This is a genomic window from Ktedonobacter robiniae (assembly GCF_016587375.1).
GTDB lineage: Bacteria > Chloroflexota > Ktedonobacteria > Ktedonobacterales > Ktedonobacteraceae > Ktedonobacter > Ktedonobacter robiniae.
Genome location: NZ_BNJG01000002.1, coordinates 42,248 through 63,849, shown reverse-complemented (window position 1 = coordinate 63,849; position 21,602 = coordinate 42,248). Strand labels below are relative to the sequence as shown.

18 protein-coding genes and 1 pseudogene are annotated in these 21,602 nt (G+C 50.9%); 10 read left to right on the top strand and 9 right to left on the bottom strand.

Translation table 11 applies throughout. The annotated features are described in order from the left end of the window. Window positions 1-466: 466 nt before the first annotated feature. Window positions 467-1,327, top strand: coding sequence for a class I SAM-dependent methyltransferase (locus JMJ04_RS20900; protein ID WP_201372447.1), 861 nt, complete (start codon window positions 467-469; stop codon window positions 1,325-1,327). Window positions 1,328-1,644: 317 nt separating this feature from the next. On the opposite strand, the gene JMJ04_RS20895 is transcribed toward JMJ04_RS20900, so the two are convergent. Then, a complete protein-coding gene (locus JMJ04_RS20895) occupies window positions 1,645-2,646 on the bottom strand; it encodes an SRPBCC family protein (RefSeq protein WP_201372446.1) in 1,002 nt (333 codons plus the stop codon). Window positions 2,647-3,582: 936 nt separating this feature from the next. Here JMJ04_RS20895 and JMJ04_RS20890 point away from each other — a divergent pair. The 5 genes from JMJ04_RS20890 (at window position 3,583) to JMJ04_RS20870 (ending at window position 8,349) form a co-directional block, all read left to right on the top strand. Continuing rightward, the gene (locus JMJ04_RS20890; RefSeq protein ID WP_201372445.1) at window positions 3,583-4,134 is read left to right on the top strand and encodes a hypothetical protein; all 552 of its coding nucleotides are present in this window, start codon (window positions 3,583-3,585) and stop codon (window positions 4,132-4,134) included. A 19-nt stretch (window positions 4,135-4,153) separates the two neighbouring features. After that, a complete protein-coding gene (locus JMJ04_RS20885) occupies window positions 4,154-4,981 on the top strand; it encodes a slipin family protein (RefSeq protein WP_201372444.1) in 828 nt (275 codons plus the stop codon). A 220-nt stretch (window positions 4,982-5,201) separates the two neighbouring features. Then, window positions 5,202-6,008, top strand: coding sequence for a hypothetical protein (locus JMJ04_RS20880; protein ID WP_201372443.1), 807 nt, complete (start codon window positions 5,202-5,204; stop codon window positions 6,006-6,008). Window positions 6,009-6,136: 128 nt separating this feature from the next. Continuing rightward, window positions 6,137-7,189 (top strand): fatty acid desaturase family protein, encoded by a 1,053-nt coding sequence (locus JMJ04_RS20875; protein WP_201372442.1) that lies wholly within the window; start codon window positions 6,137-6,139, stop codon window positions 7,187-7,189. Window positions 7,190-7,737: 548 nt separating this feature from the next. Next, window positions 7,738-8,349 (top strand): pentapeptide repeat-containing protein, encoded by a 612-nt coding sequence (locus tag JMJ04_RS20870; protein ID WP_201372441.1) that lies wholly within the window; start codon window positions 7,738-7,740, stop codon window positions 8,347-8,349. Window positions 8,350-9,056: 707 nt separating this feature from the next. Here JMJ04_RS20870 and JMJ04_RS20860 read toward each other — a convergent pair. From JMJ04_RS20860 to JMJ04_RS48075, 5 genes and pseudogenes are all read right to left on the bottom strand, one after another. Continuing rightward, window positions 9,057-10,202, bottom strand: coding sequence for an RNA-guided endonuclease InsQ/TnpB family protein (locus JMJ04_RS20860; RefSeq protein ID WP_201372440.1), 1,146 nt, complete (start codon window positions 10,200-10,202; stop codon window positions 9,057-9,059). Then, window positions 10,186-10,812: pseudogene (locus JMJ04_RS20855) on the bottom strand (IS607 family transposase). The gene JMJ04_RS20860 and the pseudogene JMJ04_RS20855 overlap by 17 nt, the downstream one beginning before the upstream one ends. A gap of 305 nt (window positions 10,813-11,117) precedes the next feature. Next, entirely contained in the window at window positions 11,118-11,372 is a 255-nt protein-coding gene (locus JMJ04_RS20850) for a hypothetical protein (RefSeq protein ID WP_201372439.1), read from the bottom strand. Window positions 11,373-12,046: 674 nt separating this feature from the next. After that, window positions 12,047-12,553: a hypothetical protein gene (locus JMJ04_RS20845; RefSeq protein ID WP_201372438.1), complete on the bottom strand. Its 507-nt coding sequence runs from the start codon at window positions 12,551-12,553 to the stop codon at window positions 12,047-12,049. 301 nt (window positions 12,554-12,854) lie between these two features. After that, on the bottom strand, window positions 12,855-13,055 hold the full coding sequence (locus tag JMJ04_RS48075; RefSeq protein ID WP_201374450.1) for a DUF2695 domain-containing protein: 201 nt from the start codon (window positions 13,053-13,055) through the stop codon (window positions 12,855-12,857). 196 nt (window positions 13,056-13,251) lie between these two features. Here JMJ04_RS48075 and JMJ04_RS20835 point away from each other — a divergent pair, with 196 nt between their 5' ends. Both JMJ04_RS20835 and JMJ04_RS20830 read left to right on the top strand, forming a co-directional pair. Then, on the top strand, window positions 13,252-14,346 hold the full coding sequence (locus JMJ04_RS20835; RefSeq protein WP_201372437.1) for a GIY-YIG nuclease family protein: 1,095 nt from the start codon (window positions 13,252-13,254) through the stop codon (window positions 14,344-14,346). A gap of 321 nt (window positions 14,347-14,667) precedes the next feature. Continuing rightward, on the top strand, window positions 14,668-15,159 hold the full coding sequence (locus JMJ04_RS20830) for a hypothetical protein (RefSeq protein WP_201372436.1): 492 nt from the start codon (window positions 14,668-14,670) through the stop codon (window positions 15,157-15,159). A gap of 92 nt (window positions 15,160-15,251) precedes the next feature. Here the strand turns inward: JMJ04_RS20830 and JMJ04_RS20825 are convergent, their stop codons facing one another. Both JMJ04_RS20825 and JMJ04_RS20820 read right to left on the bottom strand, forming a co-directional pair. Beyond that, window positions 15,252-16,028 (bottom strand): IS66 family transposase, encoded by a 777-nt coding sequence (locus tag JMJ04_RS20825; RefSeq protein WP_268887363.1) that lies wholly within the window; start codon window positions 16,026-16,028, stop codon window positions 15,252-15,254. Window positions 16,029-16,101: 73 nt separating this feature from the next. After that, window positions 16,102-16,674 (bottom strand): recombinase family protein, encoded by a 573-nt coding sequence (locus JMJ04_RS20820; protein ID WP_201372434.1) that lies wholly within the window; start codon window positions 16,672-16,674, stop codon window positions 16,102-16,104. Between the two features lie 339 nt (window positions 16,675-17,013). On the opposite strand from JMJ04_RS20820, the gene JMJ04_RS20815 reads away from it, so the two are divergent. Both JMJ04_RS20815 and JMJ04_RS20810 read left to right on the top strand, forming a co-directional pair. Next, window positions 17,014-17,724: a TetR/AcrR family transcriptional regulator gene (locus JMJ04_RS20815; protein WP_201372433.1), complete on the top strand. Its 711-nt coding sequence runs from the start codon at window positions 17,014-17,016 to the stop codon at window positions 17,722-17,724. A gap of 1 nt (window position 17,725) precedes the next feature. After that, window positions 17,726-19,114 carry a phenylacetate--CoA ligase family protein gene (locus JMJ04_RS20810; protein ID WP_201372432.1) on the top strand — a complete coding sequence of 463 codons (1,389 nt, stop codon included), beginning with the start codon at window positions 17,726-17,728 and terminating at the stop codon, window positions 19,112-19,114. A gap of 147 nt (window positions 19,115-19,261) precedes the next feature. Here the strand turns inward: JMJ04_RS20810 and JMJ04_RS20805 are convergent, their stop codons facing one another. Further along, a complete protein-coding gene (locus JMJ04_RS20805; RefSeq protein ID WP_236038212.1) occupies window positions 19,262-21,493 on the bottom strand; it encodes a Tn3 family transposase in 2,232 nt (743 codons plus the stop codon). Between the last annotated feature and the right edge of the window lie 109 nt (window positions 21,494-21,602).

Below are 21,602 nucleotides of genomic sequence, written 5' to 3'. Positions count from 1 at the left end.
ACCCATCTTTCATTATGAATTAGCTGAATTGCGTATAAACTATGCTCAATTGATCTGAAAACCTCTACTCACATCATTCGTATCTCCTATGATTGATGTGCATCTGATTGATGTGCATCTTTACGTTCAATAATTTTGAAGGGAAGCTTTTCACAGGTCAAGGATGCTTCTCACTGTATGTGCCATTGGTATTCATGCAAAGGAGAAGATCAATAGAACATTTGTAACGTTCATGTTTGCCGCAGTGTGAGTGTCGTAGGCATTGTCATCTGACTTGTTATCGATTTAATCGCTAGTTTAGTCGAATTATGCGTCGTGGTGGCTACAGACTCGCGAGTGATAGCATGGTTGGCTTCGTTGGAGCTTTTCTCGGTAGTTTTCTCGCGAGCCAGATGACCTCTGGTACCAACGTTGGTCTCATTGGGAGCATCATTGTTGCCATCGTCGAACAGTGCATATATTCTGATTGCGTTCTTACGCTTTGTTATACGGAAGAGGTGAAGGTATGTTAACCGGAATGATTGATGTGGCCTGTCGTATCTCTCCAGCCACGAAACGGTTCCTCCTCAAAATCTGGTTTCAGGCTCTGGCACAATTAGATAAAGAAGCACAGATGCTCTTCATGAATTACGGATATATTGACCTTAGACCTGATGCAGGAGCGATAGCATTGCAAGACGAAGATGAGAAGGATCGCTATTGTATCCAATTGTATCACGCAGTCGCTGGCGCGATTACGCTAAAAAACCTGGATGTGCTGGAAATAGGGTGTGGACGTGGAGGAGGGGCCTCTTACATGATGCGTTATCTGCAGCCCAAATCAGTGGTTGGTATTGATCGCTGTGTGACCGCTGTGCAATTCTGCCGCGAGCAGTATTCGGTAGAAGGACTCTCCTTTTCCCTCGGAAATGCCCAATCGCTCCCATTTAGAGAAAACACCTTTGATGCAGTCGTGAATATCGAATCCTCCCATTGTTACGAGTCAATGGAAGATTTTCTGCGCGAAGTCTTTCGAGTCCTTCGCCCACATGGCTCCTTCCTCTTTACTGACTTTCGTAACAAGAATCACGTTGAGATGTTACGTAAGCAGCTACAAGATGCTGGTTTCGTAGCGCTGGAAGAAACATGTATCACCCCAAATGTTGTGAGAGCATTGGATCTTGACAATCAGCGCAAAATGAATCTTATTCAACAAAAAATACCCAAGAAGTTACAAAAAATCTTCCAATTGTTTGCGGGAGTGCAGGGGTCAAAAACGTATGAGGCATTTCGCACTGGCGCTGTCGAATATCGCAGCTTTGTTCTCTGCAAGGGAACCATAAGTTGAGAACAGGTCAGCACAAAGGCACTCCTCCACTTGCATGAGAAACTGTTTGCAATCGATGGATACCGATTGGTCGAACTGTTCAACATGCACGGATCGGCATGGAGCCAAAGCTCTACTCGCTCGTTCAACCTGTGAGTACCCTCTCGGTGTGGGGCGATAGGCTACGGCCTGTACCGCTTGGTTAAAGCGGTCTGTCACCTGTCCTAATGGTCATTAAGCTCGTCTTGATGGTTCATGTATCCTCCTCTGATCCACGGGCTAGCGTGAGGAGAGATGCAAGCCCCCGCATTTATGCGTGAGGTTTGGTGACATGATACCTACTTCGTCTCATCCTCTAGTGATCGTCCACGAATAAGATTTTTCCACTGCGATTCAGCCTTCTCTTCTTCCTCCGAAAGCTTTGGCATTTCATCCTTCTGCGATCTCAATGGACGTGCCGTCATCGGGCCTTCTTGATGTTGTGGAAAACGCTCATGTCTCGCATCCTGGTCCCCGAATGCTGTACGCTCCATTGATGCGTTCCTCCCTCCTAATGTATCACGCACTGGATCTAATTCATGCTTGATCCCTTTCTGTATGTCTTCCCTCTCATGTCGTTCTCGTATTTCTTGCTGATCCAGCACCCTTTGTTTTCGTAGTATCTCGTCTTGCGCTCTAACTGCCTCCTGCATCTGTCCCTTTCGCCGCTCCATCCCTACTCGCCTGCTCTCTTTCTCTCGCGTCTCCTCCTCTTGCTCAGACGCTACCACTATCTCTCTCTCGTGCAGATGCTCTGGAGACATCATCGGATCACTCTTCATTGCCGCCCGTTGCCTCTCTGTCGTCTTTCCCCTTGTGAACGCGCTCTCTTGATGAAACAAGTAGTGCGACATCATTGGGTCTGCTGTTCCCCGGGGCGCCTCCTCTACCATTCTGGTGAAGTTCTGCATCTCCTTTTCCAGCACGGTTTGAAAATGACTATCTATTCCCAGCCATTCTGCAATTTTCCCTACGATGCCCATCGGAGGGATATGGCTGATGAAGACATCTACTGATGTCTGCTCGGCTCCTAAAGGAGTGAACTTGACTGTTCCCCTATTCTGCAAACCCTTTGTCGATCTCCAGCCCACCTGCCGCTCAGGAATCCAGTTCTCATTCACTGCGTCCCACTCTTGTTTTCCTGCTACCTGTACAACCCAATGGCTACGCTGGGAGTCATAGTATGTCACCTCCCGAACACAATGCATATACTTTGGAAAATCATGAAAATGCGTGAAGAACGCATAGACATTCTTCACTGATGCAGGTACAAGCACCGTTACATGATGCTCACCCATCATTCCCTCCCTCTCACTTTACCAACACGACAATTAGCTCTCTAAAAGGAGCAGGCCCTGGTCCTTTCTGGCACCATATGCATGCTCTACTACAGAGCGCATCTCTTTACACATTCAGTCTCTCAACACATTGAGGGATGCAACTCAAATCCCCTTCTCTTTCGTACAGAGTGTGCATTTTAATCTGGAATATGTTGGGATTGCTATCCGTTGATCAATCGATGAAGAAAGGGCTTGTAGAGGGCACCTCTCCAACAATTGCTGCAATAAGTTTAGTTTTAGTGTACTAAAGATATAATATTATGTTTTTAGTAGTTTGTCTATGCTGTTAACTTTTTATGTGTTTGTTATTGTTGAATCTATTGGTATTTTTGTTGTTTCTACATTTCCAATTATCCACCTTAAGAAACGTGGCAAAACCGCTCATTCACTGTGACGATATTACTTGATAGTTGAACTTTTCTATAAAAAGCGGTGAAATCATAAATATTACTAGTTGGACTCTATATTGTGTTTTTCCTAAAAATAGTGTATACTAAAGGTAGCTCATAGATCCTTCCATGAGTCAAGCCGCTTACACTATGTTCCTCGTACCCACCAATGCTCTGAGCCCTCCTCTCTCCATTCGGTAAGCGTGATTGCTCCAATGGTCATGTTCGCTCTCTCGCGTTTGTGCCTCCTCTCTTCCCTCAGGCAGATGCATCTGGAGGAGAGAAATACAGGACTGCATGATTATGGGAACTTTCATTCTACCCTTGCTCCTCTTCGTACTCCTGATAGCTCTTCTCTGGTTCAGGGAGATACAGGATCGGCGCCAACGAACTCACCGAAGAAAACGACACTCTCTCTCCGATGGCGCCGTTTCATGAGCCTGCTCCCAGTTGAATACTCTCAGCAGAAGAAGCGCTCCTCTTCTTGGTCACAAGAAAGGCAACACCTATGAGGATCATTCAAGAAACACACGCGCCAGTCAAGGCGATGAGAAACGCACAACCGGATGAGCATCCAGAGATAGTAGTGGCCGTTCAAGGCGCACCTGACTCTACGCAGTACTCTTCTGCGAGAGAAGGCATTGCAAGCAAAAACAACCTCGCAGAGGCGATCAGGTTGGGTAGGCATGCTCAAACTCAGTTTGCTTACCCGGCGTGGCCAACATCTAAGCCCGGACCACAGGTCACCTCCCCTCTTCCAGGGCAGAAACCACACCCCAAGCGTACTGACCAGATGGTCTATGGCTGCTATGATCAGGAGCAAGGAAGACCATGCGTTTCTCCTGCAACCCGGGCTGTGCGGAAGATGAGAGGCAGGGCCTACCTTCCTGATGACAACTTCCTAGAGGTGATTTCTGAAGCTGAGGCAGTGGAACGCTGGCGTGATGATGGCAACGCATCCGAGACCGAGGCAATAGCTCGCTGGCTCGATGATGGCGGCACACCTGATGCCACATTTGAGATGGGAGAGCTTTTATCTCACCATATTGTAAAACGATAACGCCATCAGGAGGCTTGCCATGACTTTCTTTGCAGTGTTTGTGTTTGGGATCATCGTGGTTTTGCTGGTGTTCGTCGCGCTTTCTGCGATTCGCATAGTGCAACAGTATGAGCGAGGCGTGATCTTCGTGCTAGGACGCTTAATCGGAGCCAGGGGTCCCGGACTCTTTTTGGTTCCTCCACTCATTTCACGTATGAGCAAGGTTGACTTGCGAATTATCACGCTGACCGTGCCCCCGCAAGAGGTCATCACCCGTGATAATGTCACGATCAAGGTGACGGCGGTCCTCTACTTCTACGTCGTCGATCCCATTGCGGCTATCGTCAATGTGATGGACTTTCACCAGGCAACCACGCAGATTGGTCAAACGACCTTGCGCAACGTTCTCGGACAATCGGAACTGGATGAACTTTTGGCGCAGCGCAACAAGGTCAACCGTGAATTGCAAGCCATCATTGACGAGCAGACAGAGAGATGGGGAGTCAAAGTGACCGCAGTCGAGATCAAGGATATTGAGTTACCTGTCACGATGCAGCGTGCCATGGCCAAGCAGGCGGAGGCAGAGCGCGAGAAGCGCGCGAAGGTGATTCATGCTCAGGGAGAATTACAGGCCTCGGCCCAGTTGGCTCAAGCCGCTGAAATTCTTGGCTCACAACCTGCCGCGTTACAACTACGCTACCTGCAAACGCTGACAGAGGTCGCAGTGGAGAAGAATTCGACGATTCTCTTCCCGCTGCCGATCGATCTGATTGAACCAATGTTAAAGATGACGCGCCAGAAGGCAGACAGGGCAGTACGTGAGCCACCCAACGATGTTCCTCTGAAGGAGTTCTCTCTCCCGCGTTAGATGACTGCTGGAAGTCGTCGTTGTCATGGAAGCAACGCCTCTCAGGTGCTGCCACGAGTGTGCCTCGAAAGAGCACCTTTCTGGCAACTCCCAGGTGTGAGATGCGAAGAAAGAAGAGCTTGCTGTGGAAGAAGCATTCATAAGAACGGCATTGGGAACGTAGAAACTCGAAGCGTTTGAGCGGCTCGCTCCATGAGAACACGTATGATGCAAGGAGAAGATGATGATAACGACCATCCCATTTTCTGAACAACAGAGTGAACAGTGGCTTCTTGAGAGGACCTATCACGCCCAATTGCGCGATGGTCGGGAGCTTTCTGTTCCTGACTTCACACGGGCCATGAAGCAGCTTACTGATGTCGACGTTCCTCTTTCGTCGCAGTCTTGGAAATCAAAGCTACCGGAGCGGTTGCCTGCCAAGAAGAGTACCAACGTGTACATCCCAATCTCCACCTGGATGGAAATCTCACCAGAAGAAGCATGTACCCGCTATCAGGCAGGAAGCCCTGTCCTGCTCTATGGTGAGCATCGGTGGGAACATTTGAAAGGAGCCTCTGAGACATGGAGGCCAAATAGAAACGTGTACACTCTCATTTATGGGAACGCCAAAGTAATGCCGGAGGTCGTCTCTGGGGTTGAATATGCCGTCTGCTCTCTCGACCCCAAACGAGGCCGTGCTGCCAATGCTTCCTGGAGAGCCTGGTTCTCTTCGGACGTTGCCACGCTTCTCAATGGCAGCACGCACCGTAATATGCTCTTCCTTCGTCCGTGTATGCAGTTTCCTTATACGACCTATTACACCGCGATTGCTGCTGATGGGCAAGTCCATGAGTATTCAGACAGGGCCAAGGTAATACAGGGCTTTGCTCTCCTGGCATCACAGGAGGCGCATGACCGGAGTGATCTCCACCGTATCTTCCCCCAATTCTGCTACTATCATGAGGTCAAATGTCCAAGTGGCATCTACCACATCGAATTTTTCGGGCCTCGAATGGATGAGCAGGGATACAACGTCCAGAAGGGATGAACTTCCGCAGAATGAACAGCTCTTCCCAAAGAGCACGACATGCTAGCAGCAATGCTACGCTCTCTATTGGTGTCCCCTATGCCCTGGAACGCAGGAAGCATTCCATACGAGAATCAAGGACAATGACCATGCACCAGACACTCTCTCTGTCACCACTGGCGTCTTCCTCCCAGGAGACACCACAGGGAACGTATGCTGAATTAAAACACGTATTGAAGCAACGAGGGTTGCTGGAGAAGCAGCCAACGTACTACATCTACCGGATTGCACTGCTCTGCGCTATGTTTGGACTTGGTGTGCTCTTCCTCCTCTTTGTCCACGTCTGGTGGCTCCAACTACTCAATGCCACCTATCTGGCGTTTGTCTGGACGCAGATTGGCTTACTGAGCCATGAAGCTGGACATCGGCAGATGTTTCATCACGCCTGGCAACATGACCTCGTGAGCCTCATCGGGGGAAATTTGCTGATTGGCATGAGTTATGGGTGGTGGCTTGAGAAGCATAATGCACACCATAGCCATCCCAATCAAGTGGACACCGATCCCGACCTTGCGATCCCTCTCCTCGATTTTACTGGCACAGCCGACCTTGCTAAGATGGGGAGGGTCAGGCAACTACTCGTGAAATATCAGGCATGGCTCTTCCTTCCCGCATTGCTGACGGTCGCTCTAGGACTTCAGTATAATAGTTTTACCTTCCTATTGCACAAGAAGGCGAGGTATTATGCGCTCGAATGGGTTCTGATGCTTGCACACGTTGTGGCGTACCTGGCCTGCGTGTTCATACTGCTCCCGTTCTGGCCGGCCTTTCTCTTTGTGGTGGTGCATCAGGCTCTCACCGGGCTTTATCTCGGAGCGATTTTCGCGCCCAATCATAAAGGGATGCCAGTGCTTGAGAAAGAGTGTACCATGGATTTCCTGCACCGGCAGGTGCTGACGGCTCGCAATATCCATGCCCATCCCGTGACTGATTTTTGCTATGGGGGCTTAAATTATCAGATTGAGCATCATTTATTCCCGAGTATGGCTCGTAACCAGTTGAAGGCAGCCCAACCTATTGTCAAGGAATTTTGTCAGGCATATGCCATTGCCTATCATGAGACAAGTGTCTGGCAATCCTTGACAGAGATCTTGAGCCATTTACATCAAATTGGTGCTCCGCTGCGACGGATAAAGGCTTAAGAGAAGAGGAAGCCAGGACGAAGCTGATGCCGGTGAACGCTGGGGGTACCTCGTCCAAGATCGCTCCAGCTACTTCATTGCTGCCTGTGCCACTGGAGGCATCGGCGACAATCTTGTCGAGCGAGCGGTCACCCTCACCGTAGCACGCAGGCCCATCCGTTGAACTGGTGTCGCGATGGCTGGTTGGCTCCTCCCACCGATTTTCGCTCGGTTTCCTCAGTCAACAAAGGGCATGGGCAGCGAGAAATTAGCCCATGTGGCCGCATGAGAGCCACTGATGAACTTTGCAACAGCCCTGGGGGCCCAAAAGCAGCGATACTCTTCCAATTTGCCCAGAAATAGGGTATACTTAAAGGAGTTCATACAACTTCGCATGGACTCCCCCTCCAACCAAATCTCTACAGCAACTGGATCTCAGAACCCCTCCTTTCATCAGCAACATCTGCCGTTTGAGATGGTCTCGTTCTCTCTAGTGCATTTCTTCTTTCCCTATGTCAGCCTTCAGAAACATGTAATCGATGCAATAAGTAGAACCGCAGGTGAAGTATATGGTCAATCAATCCCCTCTTGAGCGTCTCACGGAAGGCAAAACACTTTGGAATGCATGGCGACACGATTATGCTGAAATACAGGCATTCGAGCCAGAGCTTCATGGCGTTGATCTCTACAAAGCAGATCTCACGGGATTCGATCTCCACGAAGTCGATCTGACTGAAGCCAATCTATGTGAAGCAAACTTACGAGGGGCGGACCTCCACGGAGCGGACCTGCGCCATGCTGATCTCAGAGGAGCCGATCTCAGTAACGCGAATCTCATGAAGACACGTATGTATGGGGCAGACGCACGCGGTGCTCTCTTCCATAACGCAAACCTGATGGGCGCTGACCTCAACAATACGGATCTGCGCGGCGTGGATTTCTCTGGAGCCATCCTCGGCAAAGCGAGTTTTCACAAAGCGAATATGGCTGGAGTCGATCTTCGTGAGGCCAACCTTGACAAAGTGGACCTACGAGACGCAAACCTCGACAGAGCTATCTTTCGCAAACCATTCCCTGAGCAGGCACCCTTACCAGACGGTGAGCGTGGAAAAAGAGGTCTCAAAACCTCGCTGAAAGCTGAAAAAAGAAGAACCACCATTCAGAACGACCCTGCGGCATAGTTTTGGTCCCGACAGAAAAAACTCAAATTCCGGTAACGGAGACCAAGAAAGTGGCAGCAACGAACGGGAAGATTGCTCTGGCTCGGTGGATGTTCGAGGATCAGAGTCATTCTGTCCTAGAAATGTGTGCGGCACTTGGGATCTCTCGTACGACCTTGTATCGGTCTCTCAAAAAGACCAGGGCTGGAGCACCTGAATCTCAAGCTGAGCGGAATGCGCGTTGAGATCATTAACAGATGCACCTGCACCTAGCGGAATCGAGAGGGGAAAATATGTTGGGACCCCTGCTTCGTTTCCTGTGATTCTGGCGTCTGTTTGGTGTTGACCTACTTTGGGAGAGGTTGAAAAGAGGAGATTCTAACGCGATACTCAGTAGCGTCTGATACCGTTGGAAACAGAGATGTTGTGTCAGAAGGATCTCCTCATCTTAATGAAGTTGAGCTTGTAGAACCTCGCGAGTGAGAGGATATACTCAGTGGCATCCATGAATTGTTTGAGAAAAAAGGAATAGCGGTCACCATCTAACCGGGTTCTGGAAAGCAAAGAGGAAGAGGTTGAAGGAATCTATTTCATTTCAACCTGCTCCGATTAATGTAGTCAAACGTATGCAAGCATAGATTTGCCACACCGTTCGTTGTTCCTGCTTCACTCCCAGATGCCTGAAGGCGATTGCCTTTTTGGTCTGACTCCAGGTCCACAAGCGACTTTTACGCGCCGTCCGAGCCAGTACCGAGCGCGGCTTGGTCATTGAGCCCTACCAAGCGAAGGGCTTCCTTTAAGATATTGGTCGCAGCGTTGCAGTCTCTATCCCCTTGCCAGAGACAGTTGGGGTTTTGACAGACAAAGAGGCGGTCGGCAAGTGTGATGTCATGCCAGCGCCAGCCACATTGATGACAGAGTTGGCTCGAGGGGAACAGGCGATCCACTTTCACCACGAGGCCACCGTTGTGTGTGACTTTGCTTGTGAGTAAGGTCAAAAGAGAGCCTAATGCCGCATCCGCAAACGAGCGAGCAAGACACCGGTTTTTCATCAAGCCCCGAAGATGCAGTGATTCAATCCCCACAACGCCGTAGCTCATGGCAATCTGCGTGGTCAGCTTGTGCAAGACATCATTGCGTAAACAGGTAATCTTGTAATGGAGTCGTGCAACTTTGCGCCTCGCCTTCTCGCGGTTCTTTGATCCCTTTTTGCAACGAGAGAGGTGTTGTTGAGCCTGCCTCAGCTTCTTCTGTGCTGTTTTGAGGAATCTTTGGTTTTCAAATCCCTCGCCGGTACTCAAGGTCGCCAGTCGGTTCAAACCCACATCTACTCCCACACGTTTCGGCTTTTGCTCACTCGCTTGATCGGAAAGCTCAACCGTGATGCTCACAAACCACCAATCCGCCGTTTTTGTCACCCGTGCACCTGTGATCTTGCCTTTGAAACGAAGATTCTCGGCCAGATTGACCCATCCAAGCTTGGGTATCCAAAGACGATGATCACCAAGTTCGAATTGATCATTGGCGAGATAAAATGAAGGTTTTGAGCGTTTCTTGGTTTTGAACTTGGGGCGGCCTCTTCGTTTCCCGTTCTTCTGCCCGTCAAAATAGATGGCCCAGGCTTTTCCCAGGTCCAAGAAAGGCTGGTCACAAGCGTTCTTGGTCACTTCCCAGGTCCAAGGGAACACTTTGCGTCTGATCTCGTTGAATTGTTTTTTGAGCTTGAGCGCGGTAGGCTTCTCTCCCGCCTCATGTTGGCGGTTCCACTCAGTTAGTGCCCAATTCCAAACAAATCGAGCGGTTCCGGCGGCTTTGGCAAAATAGATTTTTTGCTCTTCAGTAGGATGGAGCCGTATTTTATGAGCTTTGATCATTGGCCCCATCCTTTTGGAGAGCAGCAGCGCGGATCGCGTTCTTGTGGAAGCGCAGACCGTGCAAACGTGCTGAAAAAACCGTCACGATGGCAAGCAGGTCCCGAACCAATTCTTGCTCTGGGGAAAGCTCTTCTCCATTGACCACAATGATCTGGGTCCCATGACGCTGGCAGAAGGACTCAAACCAATCGTAGCCGAAACGCACAAAACGATCCTCATAGCCAATGACAAGCGGCTTCACCCGTCCTCATTCGATGAGCTCGATGACCTCATTAAAAGCTTTGCGCTTGTAGTTGAGAGCGGAGCCGATATCTTCGCGCCATACATCGACGTTGATCTGGTGCTCTTGGCAGTAGGCTCGCAGGGCATTCTTTTGATGGATGAGGTCTGCTTTTTGGGCAGGGGAGGAGACACGAGTATAGGCGATGGTGACTCCTTGATCGGAGGAAACCAATCCTCGGTACTGTAAGTATTGTTCGTGCGTATAATAGCGCCGATTGGTTGGACTTCGATAGGCATGCAAGATGCCCTTACGATCCCACTTCTGTAACGTGTTAACGGATTTTCCAATCAGCTTGCCGAACTCACGAGGCGAATATGTATGCTCCATGAACACATTATACCCTATAAGCTACGTATTTTCAATACTGTTGAATCCTCTTTTCTGTTATCTCGTTGTTCACCCTCCAAGTGGGAGTGGTTTCACAGTGAGCGGCTATGCGCTTCTCTTTTCAAGAGTTATCTTTTCCTGTATGAAGTTTCTCTTCTGTTCTCAGCTTCCACCAAATTGGGACAACTTCAGTATCGATGAAAATGAGAGTGTAGGAGAATATTGTTTGAAGGTGCCAGTAATTATCATGCTCATAAAGAAGGACTATCTGGTTACCAGGTAGTCCTTCTTGCATCTGATAAGTCTTACGCGACAATCTCTTGAGCGCCCGCAAATGCAGCGATGATCTCCGCATCATGAAGCGCCTGGGTTTTCTCTGTATCTGGGTACTGATGCGTACAATGGCGTTGTTGGGCCTGTATGTACACCAAGAGATAAATATACCCCACATCTTTGGCGTGGTACATACCCATCGCGCCGTTGGGGCCATTCCACTCTTTCAAAGAGACGAGCCCCTCGTCGCTGAACAGTTCCCTGGCAAATTGTAGTGTTTGGCTCATAATTCCTGCCTCCTTTTTTCAGTATATCCAGTGAGGAAGGGGAAGCCGTTCCCTGGTGGGTCAGGCCTCGATCCTTTTTGTTTTGTTGTTGGCGAGTCCAGGCCACTCGCTTTTGAGTTACTGCTAAACTTCCTTACTCTTTACTGCGCAATGTTGATGTTTATTCATCCCGCTCTGCAACCGCCATCATACACTGCAACGTGACAGCTTATTTGACAGCATACAGGGCGGATGTAGCGGATAAAATGGACCTATCAGGATAGAATGGATAGGGGAATTGAGCTCATTAGAGATGCGTCCATTCGCCATAGCACAAACACGTGCAAGCTATCAGCTTGTATGCAATTGAGTATATATTGGTGATGAAGATCGTAAATGAAAACAATATGTTTTCCATTCTTTGGAGAACTGAAATTGCCAAATTTTGGTAATACGATTATTTATAGAAGTGCATGCTAAAAAAATTGGATAACTTGAAGGGCATCTGCGAATTCCTCCAGATACTGTTTTCTCAAGAGACAGTATCTGGAGGAATCTCTCCTTGCTTGTTAGGAATGACTGCATTTCTTTTTCTGTAGAAGTGCTCTCATCTCTTCTTCTTTCTAGAGCAAGAAGGCTACTCCTTCTAGAAGGAGTAGCCTTTCACTTTTCAAGCCTTTTCTTGAAGTGGTGGCTCAGTGCTCATCTTCGTTGTCAGGAGTCTTCTCCTGCTGTTCAGCAAGGAGTGTTCCCGTTACACGCTGACAATACTGTTTCGCAGCCTCCGCTCCAAAGAAGCCAGCGAGGATGGCCTGGGCATCAAAATGCTGGCCAAAGCACGTCACGCCACCTGGTACAAATGAGAGCACCGCCAGAGCCTGTGCAACCTGATTGAAGAGCTCAGCAGTTTCACCTCTCACCTGGCTTCCAAAGAGGAGGACATCTCCCTTTGATGCAAGCAGTGTTCCTACCTGACGGGCCGCTCCCAAATCGTTCTCATTGGGACCCTGCCGTTCATAGAGCCCCAACACGCGAAGAGGAACGGAGGCACTGAGCGCGATGGCGAGATGGCTTGAGGCGACTGAAAAACGCTCAGTGATGAGCGGCGGTGCACCCAGGGGAGGAGGAGGTGATGCCGCCTCCTGGTTTGCTGCTGCTCTTCGCTCGGCACGACGTTGGCGTTTTGCCTGTCGTTCTGACATACTCTCTCTCCTTTTGTAACACAACAAAGCCTCCTCCTCAGCAGTGGTCATTGCCGGGGAGGAGGCATTTTTTCCCATGACAAGCACACAGAGATGACGTGTCTTCTCTGTGTGCTTGTCGTCTTGAAGCTGCTCCTCTTCCTTCCCTCATGCCTGTCGTAGTTGTGCGCTTGAGACACAGCAGGAACGTGATCCGATCGTCATGTGAGTCGCGCTCTTGCTGGAAGCAAAGCAATACAAAACAGTGGGAGTGGAGAGGGAAGAGAAGATGATGATGATGAAATGTGCGCAGAGAAACTGGCTAGGGTGTGGGCCAGTCAATGAGCATTGAGAGGATGCCACAATCGCAGGTGATCCCTAGCGCTCTCAACTGCGCCAGGTGATTTTCGACATTCAGACCCTGACGCCTCAGCCAGATGGCTGTATGCTCAAAGGTGTGGTTACACCTGTAGCGCCATCCAGTCTTGGTTGGCCTGGCATGGCACTGCTGGGGTTCTTGCAGCCAGGTATGGCCTAATAGGCCCTAATGGGGAAAAGAAACAGGAGGATGCGACACTCCCCATTGGCGAAGAGGCGCTGCGGATCGAGCGCCGACGCGCAGGTATCGAGTAACGGGGAAGGGAGCGACAACGCTCCCTTTTCTTGACTCTTGCGTATTGTTGTGTTTGAATGAAGGGCAAAACGGGAGGCAGGCCACCATGGAGCAAGCTCAAGAGAAAAAGGTGTGTGCGCAATGTACGAAAGAGAAAGATATCGATGAGTTCTACCGTACAAAAAACGGGCGTGATGGACACATGAGGCTATGCAAGGAATGCCATAAGGGAAATCTGAGCGCGTCAAGAGAAGCAGAACGACTGAAATGGGAACAAAGGGAACGCGAACGTGCTGAACGCGAGCGTCCACTACGTGAGCGTCCGCCACGTGAGTTGCAAGAAGCGATTGAGCGAGAGCGTCGAGAGCGACAGGAACGACGCCAGGCAGAACTTGCGTACTGGTTCGAAAAGGAACCTACGCGCATCTGCATGGATTGCAAACACACCTATGCCATTACAGAATTCATGTTTAATCAGTATGACCCGCTAGATTTTTGGCGCGAACCCAATATCACTCCCTTTCAGCGCTGTCGTGTGTGTCATCAAGCGATGCGAGATAAGCGCCTGCTTCCCTGCGTCTTATGCGAGCAGCCGATTCGATCTCGGGGCTTTGAGTTTTTAGGCTACCGCGTAGATCGTGCTGGCTTTGTCATTCGCGTCGTGTGCGATGATTGCCTCGAAGCCTTTCAATCCTTGCCTGCCGGGAAGCAACGCTTTTATATTCAGTCGCGCTGCAAGCAGTTGTATCCCTATGGACAGGTCATTTATATTCATCGCGATCCTCGCGATCAGCAGATACGCTATGTTGGCCGCACGAATGACCTGAAACGACGAACGCAGGATCACCTCAAAGATAGTTATCCCTACGAGCCAAGAGAGGTACAAGGTGAGATTGTTCCCTACTACAAATCGAACTGGTGGTATGACTTGCTTCAACTTGGGAAGAAACCTCTTGTGGAAACCGTTGCGCATATTGAGCCATCGCCTCGCGTCATTGAATGGGAAACACGCTATATCCTTCACTATATTCGCCAAGGCGCGCCTCTCTTGAATACAGAAGCACGGGATCAGGACATTCTTGCGCGCATGTCGAACTATGCTTCTCTTGACTTCCTGGCAGCTCCCTTTGAAGCTCTCGTTGAGGCTGAGTTCTTTCGTCCTCATTCTATCGAGGCCTTTATCCACAAATGGTATTCTTGACATCTCCATTCTCGCCCCATTAGTACCCGGATAGCATCTGTCCGGGTACCTTTTTGTCCCGCGCCTATTTTCTCGCTTGCCAGGTCCCCACTTGTGCCCATACGGGCTCCATCGGGTCCCAATAGGGCTCCGCTTAGTGATCCTAGCCCTACCTCTGCTAATGCACATTTTCGTCAAGATCCTAGTCCTGTCTCACCAGCAGGCTTAAACCTATTGCGTTTCTAGTAAACTGAAAGTTTGCTTAGTCACAGCAGAGGAGAAAAAACGACTTGTACGTAAAGCGCTTTTGCAAGAAGCTAAAGGCGTTAAGGAGTTTATTTAATGCGCTTACAAGAGACGCGTGCGCAAGATGCGCCTCGCAAAAAGGGGATTTCTCTTTCCGCTGCTCATGAATGGAGACTTATTATCACTTTCGTGATGGCATTCATGATGGTAAGTGTTGCGGCACAGCCACAAAAGGCGTTTGCCCACACCAACGCAGTATCTAACAAATTCATGCCAGCTTATAGTTGCGGTACTGTCTCAAGTAATCACTGCTATGGTGTTGCTAGATGGCAAGGTTCTGTCAGTGGCGGGTTTACATCGATAAGCGTTGTTCAGTTGCATGCTGATGCATCACAGGCAATTATGAACAACTCTCTGTGGATAGGCAACAGCGCTGGTTCCCAATGGGTGGAAGCTGGTTATGCCGTAATTTATACACTAGGCTACGAGTTTTGGTACTGGGCCTATATAGATGATGCCGGTGGGTATCATGAGTACGATTCAGGAGGACTCGCAAGTAGCGATTTTGGTCACCAAGAGCATGTGTAACCTTTCAAGGTATGAACAAAATATTGAATGTCATTTTTGAAGCACTGATCAAGTAACTTGCAATCTACCAAATTCGTCTCTATTGAGAAGGGTCAGGAGAATGCAGGAAGAACAGGGGTTCCTGAAAAAACGTGATCGAGTGCAGGGAACAGCGCAATGCCTTGTTTTCGTAATGTCGAGAGGTAACTTCGGATGCGACAAAACATGGCAATGCCCTCTTCGGTGCGGAAGCTCCCAGACACCTTTTGCTGGACCTTGATCATGCGAAGATCTCTTTCGGCTTGATTGTTGTCAAAAGGGACCGCAAAGTCGTGGAGAAATCGGAGGACCATCCATTTCCCTTGCGAGAGTCGATCGAGGAGGTTGCGCGCAGGGGATTGCTTGGCTCGCCCTGGTTTTCGCTTCCCTTGTTCAGATTTCTTCGGCGGTGGGGGAGGAGGATTGGCCCGATAGCCTTCAGCGAGGATCTCATCGTAATGCCGAAGGAGGCATGCGAGCACTAGGAGATCGACTTCTTGCTTTCCCGACACGTTGGCTCGCTCCACCTCGTCTTTCATCGAGAGGAGGAGTTCTTTCATCTTGTGCCCCCACTCTTGCTTGAGTTCTTCTTCAACATAGGTCAGTTCGCGCAAGTGATGCACATTGCACCAGGCCTGGGTGAAGCCGTAGCTCTGATAACTCTTCAAACCATCATGAACACTGATGCCTCGGAATGCAGGAGCAATGCCAATGGCATCGAGCGCTTTGCGCCCTCGGCTTGGATGCGCGGCGTAGAGCGTGAGCCGATCCGTCGAGCACACATGAACCCACCAGCCTGTTTTGGGGTCATAACATTTTTTCGTACACTTTTCCCCGCTAAGGGGTTGCAAGCCTGATAGGAGCCTTCAATCCCCCCACTAACGCAGGCGCAAGCAGGAAAGGCTATCGGCCATCTACTCGCTTTCATTCTGGTGTTTGTGCCTTCTGCTCTCTGACGTATCGATATAAGGTCGAACGGGAGATCCCAAGCGTCGAACAAATATCATCAATGGAATGGTTTGGATCTGCAAACAGACGCAAGGCCAGGGCAACTTTCCCATTGGAGGTCAGTTTTCTGGGTCTCCCTCCTACGCGCCCCCTCGCACGGGCTGCGGCTAATCCTGCATTCGTTCGCTCTCGAATCAGATCGCGCTCAAACTCAGCCAGCGCTCCCATCAGGTGAAAAATCAGCTTTCCTCCTGGGGTTGTAGTATCAATATTCTCGGTGAGGCTGATAAAGTCTACCCCATGTCCCTGAAGGCCGTTGAGGGTTGCGATGAGGTCTTGGAGGGAGCGGCCTAAACGGTCAAGTTTCCAGACCACCAGGGTGTCTCCTGGCCTGATAAACGCCAGGGTATCCTCCAAGCCTTTGCGTTCAAAGGTTGATCCGGTCATCTTATCGCTGAAATACTTCTCACATCCCGCTTCTTTCAACGCATCCCTTTGTAATGCCTCGTTTTGTTCTTGCTTGGAAACCCGGATATAGCCAATCTTCATAGAATCTCTGCTGTAAATGTCACTTACTCATCTAAGATCGATAGTTTTGACATTTTGATTTTGACATAAGTTTTGAGATTCGTCAAGCGTCCATTTCACGCTTGCGGAGGTGATGCACAGCTCCCCCGAAAAAACTGAACAGTTTGTGCCGAAAAACGGCCGGTTTCGAGACAAGCCTCATCAGACGACCAGGAAAAACGCGCTAGAGGTGAGCGTACTTGGGAACTCATAATTTATCCCCCATCATGCACCTTGACACGGAAGCGCTCTTGTGGTTATACTGAACAAAATATCATATATTGTTCAAAGTGTTCATTGCAAGACGAGAGGAAGAAGCCAATGCCTGACCATGATGAACGAGAGACTCAGATTCTCCGTGCGGCAACAGCCGTTATTATCCGTCAGGGATATGACAAGACCACGATGAGCGATATCGCCGATGAAGCTGGCGTCAGTCGAGGGACGGTCTACCTCTATTTCAAAGGAAAGGAGGAACTCTTTGAAGCCCTCCTGTATTGGGAATGGACGCAGTACTCCCAAATCTGGTTGGAAGCCATCGAGTCCGACCCACGCGGCGGCACCATTGGAGGGTTCTACCGAGCAATCTTTCGTGCCGTGGGCAGCCGTCCCCTGATGGCCTCCATCATGCGACGGGATCGGCGTGTGCTTGGCAATTATCTGCGCAAGCCAGACAATCAGGTTGCCTGGATGGAGTCTGGTTCGACCACCGTCGATTTGATCAAAGCGCTCCAGGCGGTAGGAGCGGCTCGCCAGGACCTTGATCCAGAGGTTACAGCGCACCTCCTCGAAACGCTCTCGTATGGACAGTTAACGATAGCAGACTTTAAATCACCTGATCAGCTTCCCCCCTTTCCTGTGGTCATGGAAGCGCTTGCCGACATGATGGATCGTTGGCTGTTGCCAGAAGATGGAGGCAACAGCGAGGCGGGCAAGGAGGTCATTCGCCAGGTTGTTGCAGAAACGAAAGGACGAATTGAGCAAATGAGGCTCTCGAACGTCCAAGCAAGAGACACAAAGGAGGTTGTTTAAGATGTCACACGCTCATACTCCAGATCGCGTCCAAACCCTGCCTTTGCTCCTTGATGCCAGTCGCGCCAAGAAGCAGGGTTTGGACGCGATCATGCAGCGGCAGCGTACGCGCCTGGCTGAGATAGTAATCTACGCACGTGCCAACTCCCCCTACTATCGCAAGCTCTATCAGGATCTGCCGGAGCGGATCGAAAACCCTGTGCTCTTGCCTGTCACGAGCAAGAAGATCTTGATGCCCCACTTCGACGACTGGGTGACTGACCAAGAGGTGAACATCGAGCAGGTGAGCGAGTTCGTGGACAATCCTGACCTGATTGGAGAGCAGTTCCTGGGCAAGTACCTGGTGGCTACCACCTCAGGCACCAGCGGGAGACGTGGGATCTTTCTCCAGGACGAGTGGAGCATGGCAGCATCATACGCCGTCAGTCCACGAGACACCTCCGGGCTGGGGGCTCGCGACCTCATCAAGATACTCGCGCTCAACGGACGACTGGCCCTGGTGATTGCTACTGGCGGACACTTTATGGGTTCCGCCGGGAGCACCCGGACGGCCCGGGAAAGCTCACTGTACCGCAAAAGGGCCAAACTCTTCTCGGTGCGCACCCCTCTGCCCGAACTGGTCGAGCAGCTCAACCAGTTTCGCCCCGCCATCCTCTTCGGCTACGCGAGCCAGATCATATTGCTGACTGGAGAGCAAGAGGCGGGCCGCTTGCACATTCACCCGGCTATGGTGCAAGCGGGCGCAGAGATGCTACCCGCAAGCGAATTTGAGCGGATAGCCAGAGCGTTTCAAGCGAAGGTCAGCACCGCCTATGCCGCAACAGAGTGCCCTTTTCTGAGTGTATCCTGTAAGGAAGGGTGGTATCATGTCAATAGCGACTGGGTTGTGTTTGAGCCCGTGGATGCCGACTATCGGCCTGTCCCACCGGGAACGCAGTCGTACACGGTACTGATCTCTAATCTCGCCAACCGAGTGCAACCAATTCTGCGCTATGACCTGGGAGATAGCGTCTTGCAACGGCCCGATCCCTGCCCATGTGGCAGCCCATTTCCGGCAGTCCGCGTCCAGGGTCGAGTCGCAGATGTGCTCACCTTCCCCACGGAAAGAGGCGAACAAGTGAGCATCGCCCCCTTAGTATTCGGCACTCTAATTGATAGCTTGCCAGGAATCACGCTCTTCCAGATCGTGCAGACCACACCTACCAACCTGCGTGTACGTCTGCGGTACGCAGCAGGTACAGATCCTGACCATGTGTGGCAGCAGGTGCAAACCGAGGTAACGCGTGTTCTCACCGAGTACAAGGCTGGTCATATCACGCTTGAGCGTGCAGAGGAGCCACCGCAGCAGTCGCCCGGTGGCAAGTACCGCTCGATTATTCCATTGAGTTGAGTTGCGCTTGAGGAGGAGAACGTTCTGATCACACGAGCAGAAGCGGAACGCGCTCCTCTTCTCGACTCACAATCGACGAAGGGAAATGCGTCTCTCTTGAGAGAACAGTCCTAAGAAACGAACGTATTTGACACACACTGTGGAGCTTTAAGAAGCCACCTCCTGGGTGGCTTCTTTTCCTTCTTTTGACTCTACTACACGCAAAGGCCGGAGGTTTTCTAACGAGCGTCCCGGCTGCGGCGCAAAATGATAATTCCCAATCAGATTAATATGTTCCCAGCCCAGTGGAGCAATGTGAGCAAGTGTTGCTTCTGCAATGTCCTCACCACCTTTGCGCAATGTAGCAAAGGCTTCGGTCAAATAAATCGTGTTCCAGGCTGCGACGGCTGCAACGAGCAGATGCAGACAGGAAGCCCGGTGGATCTGGTCCTCCAGGGCTCGATCACGCAGTTCCCCCAAGCAGCCAAAGAAGAGCTGACGAGCAAGCGCGTGCAATGCTTCCCCTTTGTTAAGTCCGATCAGAATGCGGCGGCGCAGAGCGGCATCGCGGAAATATTCTAGCAGAAATACCGTCCGTTCGAGCTTTCCCATTTCCGTCAGGGCACGCGCTACCTGGTTTTGGCGCGGGTAGGCGGCCAGTTTGCGCATCAGCAACGAAGCTGATACCGTCCCATGACGAATGGAAGAAGCCACACGCCGCATTTCATCCCACTGCTCGATGATGAGCTTCTTATTCACCTGATCGAAGAGCAGCGTATTCAACGGCCCATGCTCTCCCACCTCATCCAGCAGATACAATTTCTTGGAGAGAGCATCAGCGATGCGTGGGGCAAAGCGGAAGCCGAGCAACGATGCCAAGGCAAACACATGCTCGGTGCTCCCTCCAGTATCAGTGTAATGCTCGCGAATATGCAAGTCGCTCTCGTGATGGCACAACGCATCAATCGCATAGAGAGCCTCCTCATTCGTCCCGATCACCTGCGGCTTGCCAAAAGGAACCCAGATGTCAGCCGCATGGGTATAAATGTTGGTCCCCCGCCCCGCTCCAAAGTATTTAGCGTTGTATTCCGCGTTCGCGGCTTTCACCCCTACATGCATGCGCATCCCATCAGAAGACGAGGTCGTCCCATCCCCCCAACTGCGCGAGAGTGGCGCCGAGAGCACAAAGTTATCTAGACAGGCCAGAGATGCTAGCAGTGTCTCCTCACGAATATGCCAGTCTACTGACCAGGAGAGTTGGCGATAGGTATAGGGACAAGACTGTTCCATCTTGGTCAGTCCCAGGTTCATGCCCATCCCCATCAGTGCCGCAACCAGGATCAGTTTCGCTTCGCCTACTGGCGCATCGCCACTGGTCAGATGAGTAAAAGGCCGCAGAAAACCGGTCCAATTATCCAGTTCCAGCAGCAGGTCGGGCAACTTGACCGGCGGAAGCATGCCATAGGCACGCGGCCGCATGCGCTCCACCTCAGCAGGAATCTCCTTCTCCAGTGGTGGCAGATACAAGTGCCCTTTCTCGTCGAGGCAGAGACTACCTTCGACCTTCCCGATACTCTCCTGAAGAGCAACGAGCCTTTCCAGAATTTCTCGCTGTTTGTCTGCTAGATACGCTTCCGCTTCATTACTCACAGCGAGTCTCGTTTGGCTTTTCTGAGTGAGGTGCTCAAAGTGTGGTGCCGGTAAGAGATAGCCCTCGAAGGCTCGATACCGTCGGCTTCCGCCCACGGCGATATCTCCTGAGCGAACTCGTCCTTTCAGGACTTCAAAAGCGGCAGCTTCATAGTAATTAGGTGAGATTTCGTCCCCCTGCAGCGCATGCTTGCGCCACCGTTCGGTGAGATGCCCCAAAGGGGCGATCATCTTCACTCTCCCTATTTTCTGTTCGCGGGCGGTGACACGCTTGCGACGCTCAGCCAGATCCGAGACGTACTCCAGTGCGGCAAGCGCAGGCTCACTCCTACGAACGGGCTGGAAGTCCAATGCCTGATAGAGGGAAAGGAGGCTTTGTCGCATGGGGGTATATCGTGATTCGATCAGATCCAACGAATCCAGATTTTCTGGTCGCAGCAATTGCTTGGCGGAGTCTACTGTGGCAGCAAGCTGAGGCTCAGAAACGGCAGTCAGCACTGCTGCCACAGGGTCATTTCCCTCTGTTCTTGCCAGTAAAAACGCTTCCGCTGCTCTGGCTAAGATCGTCAGATGACTATTGAGCTTGCGGGCATTCGTGTGAAAATGCTTCTCTTGACGCCGTTCTCCTTTTCGCAAGAGTTCCCCCAGCAGTTTATCAAACTGATCAAGCGCCTGGTCTGTGAGATCCTGCGACAGTTCAAAGAGGTGTGCCCTCAACAAGGCGTGACGCCGTTCTGCCTTGAACCTCAAAAGTGGCTGCGTCTGATATTTGCTACACTTACGGGCCAATTGGCCTATTAGGCCCGCCGACGAAATTTACAACGCTAAGCCCTCAATGTTGTCTAGAGGTGGGTTGAAT

Bases quoted from the DNA above. Each gene is read 5' to 3' on its own strand.
- JMJ04_RS20870 (WP_201372441.1), top strand. From the start codon at position 7,738: ATGGTCAATCAATCCCCTCTTGAGCGTCTCACGGAAGGCAAAACACTT.
- JMJ04_RS20820 (WP_201372434.1), bottom strand. From the start codon at position 16,674: ATGAAGATTGGCTATATCCGGGTTTCCAAGCAAGAACAAAACGAGGCA.
- JMJ04_RS20835 (WP_201372437.1), top strand. From the start codon at position 13,252: ATGGAGCAAGCTCAAGAGAAAAAGGTGTGTGCGCAATGTACGAAAGAG.
- JMJ04_RS20815 (WP_201372433.1), top strand. From the start codon at position 17,014: ATGCCTGACCATGATGAACGAGAGACTCAGATTCTCCGTGCGGCAACA.
- JMJ04_RS20830 (WP_201372436.1), top strand. From the start codon at position 14,668: ATGCGCTTACAAGAGACGCGTGCGCAAGATGCGCCTCGCAAAAAGGGG.
- JMJ04_RS20845 (WP_201372438.1), bottom strand. From the start codon at position 12,553: ATGTCAGAACGACAGGCAAAACGCCAACGTCGTGCCGAGCGAAGAGCA.
- JMJ04_RS20885 (WP_201372444.1), top strand. From the start codon at position 4,154: ATGACTTTCTTTGCAGTGTTTGTGTTTGGGATCATCGTGGTTTTGCTG.
- JMJ04_RS20850 (WP_201372439.1), bottom strand. From the start codon at position 11,372: ATGAGCCAAACACTACAATTTGCCAGGGAACTGTTCAGCGACGAGGGG.
- JMJ04_RS20890 (WP_201372445.1), top strand. From the start codon at position 3,583: ATGAGGATCATTCAAGAAACACACGCGCCAGTCAAGGCGATGAGAAAC.
- JMJ04_RS20875 (WP_201372442.1), top strand. From the start codon at position 6,137: ATGCACCAGACACTCTCTCTGTCACCACTGGCGTCTTCCTCCCAGGAG.
- JMJ04_RS20880 (WP_201372443.1), top strand. From the start codon at position 5,202: ATGATGATAACGACCATCCCATTTTCTGAACAACAGAGTGAACAGTGG.
- JMJ04_RS20810 (WP_201372432.1), top strand. From the start codon at position 17,726: ATGTCACACGCTCATACTCCAGATCGCGTCCAAACCCTGCCTTTGCTC.
- JMJ04_RS20860 (WP_201372440.1), bottom strand. From the start codon at position 10,202: ATGATCAAAGCTCATAAAATACGGCTCCATCCTACTGAAGAGCAAAAA.
- JMJ04_RS20895 (WP_201372446.1), bottom strand. From the start codon at position 2,646: ATGATGGGTGAGCATCATGTAACGGTGCTTGTACCTGCATCAGTGAAG.